At 69.5% G+C, this 6426-nt stretch carries 3 protein-coding genes and 1 pseudogene; 1 reads left to right on the top strand and 3 read right to left on the bottom strand.

What is annotated here, in order from left to right:
• From CKJ84_RS08300 to CKJ84_RS08290, 3 genes and pseudogenes are all read right to left on the bottom strand, one after another.
• A pseudogene (locus tag CKJ84_RS08300) lies at positions 1–301 on the bottom strand (hypothetical protein); the annotation flags it as partial.
• A gap of 34 nt (positions 302–335) precedes the next feature.
• Positions 336–3374 carry a bifunctional [glutamine synthetase] adenylyltransferase/[glutamine synthetase]-adenylyl-L-tyrosine phosphorylase gene (locus CKJ84_RS08295; RefSeq protein ID WP_095546609.1) on the bottom strand — a complete coding sequence of 1013 codons (3039 nt, stop codon included), beginning with the start codon at positions 3372–3374 and terminating at the stop codon, positions 336–338.
• A gap of 1 nt (position 3375) precedes the next feature.
• Entirely contained in the window at positions 3376–4710 is a 1335-nt protein-coding gene (locus CKJ84_RS08290) for a glutamine synthetase family protein (RefSeq protein WP_095534934.1), read from the bottom strand.
• 56 nt (positions 4711–4766) lie between these two features.
• Between CKJ84_RS08290 and CKJ84_RS08285 the strand changes: the two genes are divergently transcribed.
• Positions 4767–6407 carry a CYTH and CHAD domain-containing protein gene (locus tag CKJ84_RS08285; RefSeq protein ID WP_095546608.1) on the top strand — a complete coding sequence of 547 codons (1641 nt, stop codon included), beginning with the start codon at positions 4767–4769 and terminating at the stop codon, positions 6405–6407.
• Positions 6408–6426: the final 19 nt, after the last annotated feature.

Here is a 6426-nt window from a genome sequence, read left to right as displayed (position 1 = left end):
CGTGCATCACCCTTGGTGCGTCCTCGCGCACCCACTCCGGCACCTCCGCGCCCGCGCAGATAGCCAGGCAGACTTCGGTCTGTCTCTTATACACATCTAGGTGTGTATAAGAGACAGGCGCATGCTCGCGCGCGGCGCTGCGCTCGGTCCGCGCATCGGGCTCGACCTCGAGCGACAGCGTCGTATCTTCAAGGTGCAGCGCGGCACGCTTATCGACGCCCGCCACACGCGCCCCCTCCACCAGCGCCACCAGGTCGGCGTAGGTCGCATCGGTCAGATCAATAGAAAAGTGAACAGCCATGCCCCCACTCTACGGGCGCGAGCGGGAGGCGGCGCTAATCAAACTCGCGGGTGGGCTTTTCTCCCCAGAACACCTCTTCAATCACCTGGTGAGCCCGGCGCGTAATGCGCAGGTAGTCCTCCAAGAACTGCTGCTGGTCGTCCGGGTCGTAGCCGGCTGAGCCCGCCACCTGCGCCAGGTGCGGACCCGGCGCGGGCAGCTGGTCGGTGCGCTTGCCCGCGACCAGCACGAGCGCGCTGCGGGCGCGCGTGGCCGTGAGCCAGGCGGTCCGGAGGATCTCCGCCTTCGACGCGGCCAGCACCTCCGGGTCGTCTAACTCAGCGAGGAAGTCCAGCGCGTCCAGGGTGGACGTGGTGTGGAGCCCCTGGTGCTCGTGGGCGTGCATCATGGTGAGGAGCTGGACGGTCCACTCGACGTCGGCAAGCGCCCCGCGCCCCAGCTTGGTGTGGGTGGCGCGGTCGGCCCCGCGCGGGAGGCGCTCGTTGTCCACGCGGGCTTTGATGCGGCGGATCTCGCGGATGTCGGCCCTGCTCGCCCCGCCCTTGGGGTAGCGGAACTGGTCAATCATGTGCAGGAACTGCTCGCCGAGCGGCGCGTGGCCGGCGACGCCGGTGGCGCGCAGCAGCGCCTGCTTCTCCCACACCTCGCCCCACTCGCGGTAGTAGCGCTCGTAGGAGGCGATCGTGCGCGCGACGGCGCCGGAGCGGCCCTCGGGGCGCAGCCCCAGGTCCACCTCGAGCGGCGGGTCACCGGACGGCTTGGCCAGGCGTTTGCGCATCTGGTCCACGATGCGCGCCGCCCACGCGGTGGCGTCGGACTCCGAGGTCTCCCCCACGGGCTCGGCAACCACCATGACGTCGGCGTCGGAGCCGTAGCCAAGCTCCGCGCCGCCGAGGCGGCCCATGCCAATAAACGCGATGCGCGCCGGCTGCTCGGCCAGCTCCTGGTCCTGCAGGTCGGCGTAGATTTCAGATTCCAGCGCCGCCTGGAGCACCGCCTCCCACACGATGGTTAGCTCGGTGCACACCTGGCGCACCTCCATCAGGCCCAGCAGGTCCGCAGACGCGATGCGTGCCAGCTCCGCGCGGCGCAGGGAGCGCGCCACCGCGACGGCCTTGTCGGGGTTGCCTCGGTGCCGGTTGGCGGAGTTGATGATCGCCTTGTACACCTGGTCCGGCGCGGGTTCGAGCAGGCGCGGCCCGCTGGAGCCGTCGCCGAGCAGCTTGACCACGTCGGGGGCGGAGATGATGAGGTCGGAGGTGTACGGCGAGTTGCCCAGGATGTGCATGAGGCGCATGCCGACGACGCTTTCGTCGCGAAGCATGCGCAGAAACCAGCTGCGATCCAGCGCGGCGTCCGACAGTTTGCGGTAGTTGAGCAGGCCCGCGCCCGGGTCGGCGGTGCCGGCGAGCCAGTGCATGAGCGTGGGCAGGAGGATCGCCTGCAGCTTCGCCTTGCGCGAGGTGCCCTTGACCAGCGCGTTGAGGTGGTCGTAGGCGCGCGCGGGGTGGCGGTAGCCCAGCGCGGCCAGCTGCGCCTTGACCGCGTCGGCGGAGAAGGTCGCCTCGCCGATGGACAGGTCTACGACGGCCTCCAGCAGCGGGCGGTAGAAGAGGCGCTCGTGCAGGTTGGACACCACCTGGCGCAGCTGCGACAGCGCCCGCTGCATCTCCTCGACCGCGGTGCGGCGCGCGGTGGCGTGAAACCCGGCGGCGCGGGCGAGCCAGCGCAGCCGCTTCTCGTCGTCCGCGTCGGGCAGCTGGTGGGTCCGCTTGAAGCGCTGCAGCTGCAGGCGGTGCTCCAGGAGTCGGAGGAACTCGTAGGCGCGGATGAGTTTGCTCGTGTCTTCGCGGCCGACGTAGCCGCCGTCGCGAAGCGATTCGAGCGCCGCGACCGTGTTGGGGTTGCGCAGGTCGGCGTCGATGCGCCCGTGCACAAGCTGCAGCAGCTGCACGGCGAACTCCACGTCGCGCAGGCCTCCCTCCCCCAGCTTCAGCTCGCGCTGCCGCAGCGACTCGGGCACGTTGGCCAGCACGCGCCGCCGCATCGCCTGCACATCCTCCACGAAGGATTCGCGCTGGGAGGCCTCCCACACGAGCGGAGCAAGCTTATCCACATAGCACTGCCCCAACTCCAGCGACCCCGTCAGCGGCCGCGCCTTGAGCAGGGCCTGGAACTCCCACGTCTCGGCCCACCGCTTGTAGTACGCCACGTGGCTGTCCAGGGTGCGCACGAGCGCGCCTGCCTTGCCCTCGGGGCGCAGGTTGCCGTCCACCTCGAAGAAGCAGGCGGTGCCCAGCTGCATGAACTCGCTGGCGGTGCGGGTCGCCTTGGCGGTGGCGTCGTCGGCGACGAAGATGACGTCCACGTCCGAGATGTAGTTCAGCTCGCGGGCGCCGCACTTGCCCATGGCGACGACAGCGAGCCGCGTGTCCGGTTCCTCGTCGCCGTAGACGTGGCGGACGGCGACGGCGAGGGCGGCGGTCAGCGCGGCGTCGGCAAGCGCGGTCAGCGTCTCGGTGGTGCGGGTGTAGCCGAGCGGTTCCGTCCCGCCGTGGCCTTTCACCGGGGCGAACGTGCCCGCCAGGTCCGCGGCGGCGACCCGCATCATGAGCGTGCGGTACGCGTCGCGCAGCGCCTCCTTCGCGGCGTGCTTGTCGTCGAAGCGCGCGCCGGCGCGGTACGTCGCCTCCGCGATCGGCGCGGCGTCCACGGCGGCGAGCATCGCCTCACGCATCTCCTCGGCGGTGGGCAACTCGCCCGCCAGCGCGCGCCACTGCCCCGGGTTGGCCACCAAGTGGTCCGCCAGCGCCGTCGAGCCGCCGAGCAGCGCGAAGAAGCGCGTGCAAAACGCCGGATCGGCCGCCAGCTGGTCGCGCACCTCGGCCCACTCGCCCGGCGCGTGCTCCTGCAGCGCCCCGGCGAAACGGTGCGTGTTGTTCAGGGCCAGGTCGGGGTCACCGGTGCCGGCGAGGGTCCAGAGCGAGGGGGCGTCGACAAGCGAAAGCTCCTCGATGTCCTCCGCGGCGCGCGGCGAGACGAGGCCGAGTTTTGCTGGGGTGGGAAGCGCCATATTAAAGGTCCATCCCGCTCTCCAGCTCCCACGGGGTGACCTGGCAGGTGTAGTCGTGCCACTCGTCCCACTTGGCGCGCAGGAAGTACTCGAAGACCTGCTCGCCGAGCACCTCGGCCATGAACTCGGACTGCTCGAGGTAGCGCAGCGCCTGGTCGAGCGAGTTGGGCAGGTCGCGGTAGCCCATCGCGCGGCGCTCGCGGCGGGTGAGCGAGAAGACGTCGTCGCGGGCGGGCTCGTCCAGCTCGTAGCCCTGCTCGATCCCGCGCAGGCCGGCGGCCAGGACCGCCGCGTAGGCCAGGTAGGGGTTCGCGGCGGAGTCCAGCGAGCGGACCTCTACGCGGCGCGACTCCGCCTTGTGCAGCCGGTAGGTGGGCACGCGGACCATCGCGGAGCGGTTGGACACGCCCCAGGTCGCGGCGGTGGGCGCCTCGGAGCCGAACTGGAGGCGCTTGTAGGAATTGACGTACTGGTTGGTCAGGGCGGAGATCTCGTTGGCGTGCTCGATGATGCCGGCGATGAACTGGCGGCCGGTGCGCGACAGGCTGATCTCATCGTCCGGGTCGTGGAAGGCATTCTCGTCGCCCTCGAACAGGGAGAAGTGCGTGTGCATGGCGGAGCCGTCCATGTCCCGGAACGGCTTGGGCATAAAGGTCGCGTGCACGCCGTTGGCTTCGGCGACCGTCTTTACGATGTAGCGGAACGTCACCACGTTGTCCGCCATGGTCAGCGCGTCAGTGTGGCGCAGGTCGATCTCCTGCTGGCCGGCGCTGGCCTCGTGGTGCGAAAACTCGGTGACGATGCCCATGTACTCCAGGGCGCTGATCGCCTGCCGGCGCAGCTTCGGCGCCTCGTTGCGCTTGGCCTGATCGAAGTAGCCGCCCTTGTCGGCCGGCCGCGGATGCTCGCCCGGTTCGAAGGGCTTGACCACGTAGAACTCGATCTCGGGGCTGGCCAGGAACTCAAAGCCCATGTCGCGGGCGTTCTGGATCTGGCGGCGCAGCACCTGCCGCGGGTCCGCGTAGAGCGGGTCGCCGTCCGGCATGGTGATGTCGCAGAACATGCGCGCGGTCTGCAGCCCGGAGTCCTCGTCGAACGGCAGCGCCTGGTAGGTCGACGGGTCCGGCTTCAGCAGCGTGTCGGACTCGGAGATGCGGGTGAAGCCCTCGATGGAGGAGCCGTCAAACCCCGCGCCCTCGTCAAACGCGGATTCCAGCTCCGCGGGCGACATCATCACGGTTTTCAGCGAGCCGAAGATGTCGGTGAACCAGAGCCGCAGAAACGCGATGTCCTGCTGCTCTACCTTGCGCAGGACCTCTTCCTGTTGAGTGTTCATACGGCCCACTGTAGCCGGGCTAGACTCTATGCCAGCCGAAGTGAGGAGAGAAACGCATGCCACAACCACAGGAATTTCTGGAACTCGAGGTCAAGCTCGCCGTCGACGCCGACACGAAGCCACCCAGGCTTTCGCTTATCGACGCCACACTGTCCCCCATCTCCACCACCACCCACGAACTTTCCGCCATCTACTTCGATACCGCGGACCTGCGCCTGACGCGCTCCAAGATCACCCTGCGCCGCCGCACCGGCGGCAAGGACGCCGGCTGGCACGTCAAGCTGCCCGGCGAGTCCGGCGGGCGCCGCGAGCTGCAGCACCCGCTGTCGGATGGCACCGGTAGTGGCAACGGGGTTGGCAGCGATGCCGACACCGTCCCCGAGCCGCTGCTGGACGCGGTGCGCGACGTCCTCGGCCCCGTCCACCCGCCGCTGAAGCCGATCGCGCGCGTGGACAACCGGCGCGTGGAAACCGTGATCGGCGTGCGCTACCCGGACCCGGCCGACTCGCTCGCGGTGGCGGAGTTCTGCGACGACCACGTCTCCGCCGAGTCCTACCTGCCCGGCGGCACGGCCTCCGAGTGGCGCGAGTGGGAGCTTGAGCTCACCGACGCCATCGCCGGCACCCCCGCCGGCGAGCGCCTGCTCAGCCGCGCCACCGAGGCCATGCTGGCCGCGGGCGCCCGCCGCGCGGACTCGCCGTCCAAGCTGGCCACGGCGCTTGGCGACAGCTTCAACAACGCGCCCCTGCCGTCCTCGGGCACCGGCGACGCGGCCGCCGACGCGGTGTACGCCTCCCTGCGCGACAAGCGCGACGCCATCATGAGCTGGGAGCCGCGCGTGCGCGCCGACGAATACGACTCGGTCCACCAGATGCGCGTAGCCACCCGCGAGCTGCGCTCCTTGCTGGAGACTTTCGACGGCGTGATTACCGCCGGCGACCTCGCCCACCTCGAGGCGGAGCTCAAGCACGCCGCGGCGGTCCTCGGCATGGCCCGCGACGCCGAAGTAGTCGAGCAGCGCTTCCACGACCTGCTGGCCAGCGACCAGTCCGACAAGATCGACGTGATCACCGCCGCCCACATCAATCGCGACATGCGCGGCGTCTACGAGGAGGCCCACGCCGACATCGTCGACATGTTCGACTCGGAGCGCTTCACCGCCCTGCTCGCCGAGGTCGACGCGCTGCTTCACGACGCCCTCACGCCCCACCTCCCCGGTGAGGTTGATGAGGATGAGGGTGGCGTCGACAAGCATGAGCCCGAGGAGCCCGCCGACGCGGTGCTCTACGCGCACCTGCGGGCGGCGTACAAGAAGCTGAAGAAGCGCAACGCAAAGGTGGAAAAATACTACGGCGACACCTCCCTGCCGCTGCTGCAGCGCGAGTCGTACGTGCACGACGTGCGCAAGACGGCGAAGAAGCTGCGCTACGCCGCGGTAGCCGCCAAGGACGCGGGCCTGAAGACTGGGCCGCTGGCCAAGGCGTGCAAGCGGCTGCAGACCATCCTCGGCGATTTCCAGGACGCGGTGACCGCGCGCGAGCACATCGAGCGCCTCGCCCGGGCGGCGCGCGACCGCGGCGAGGATACCTTCGCGTACGGCATCCTCTACCAGCGAGAACTGGAGATCGGGCGCGCGGCGCTCGAGGACTACCCGAAGGCGATCAAGGACATCAAGAAGGCATTCAAGCAGGTGTAGAGCCGGGGGCGGGGCTCGC

It is taken from the genome of Corynebacterium sp. NML 120412 (assembly GCF_002285155.1).
GTDB classification, from domain to species: domain Bacteria; phylum Actinomycetota; class Actinomycetes; order Mycobacteriales; family Mycobacteriaceae; genus Corynebacterium; species Corynebacterium gottingense.
The sequence above is the reverse complement of the archived record's forward strand: the minus strand, read 5'-3'. Positions and strand labels throughout refer to the sequence as shown.

What these genes read in the sequence shown, in the direction of transcription:
- CKJ84_RS08285 (WP_095546608.1), top strand. Translation starts at nt 4,767, where the DNA reads ATGCCACAACCACAGGAATTTCTGGAACTCGAGGTCAAGCTCGCCGTC.
- CKJ84_RS08295 (WP_095546609.1), bottom strand. Translation starts at nt 3,374, where the DNA reads ATGGCGCTTCCCACCCCAGCAAAACTCGGCCTCGTCTCGCCGCGCGCC.
- CKJ84_RS08290 (WP_095534934.1), bottom strand. Translation starts at nt 4,710, where the DNA reads ATGAACACTCAACAGGAAGAGGTCCTGCGCAAGGTAGAGCAGCAGGAC.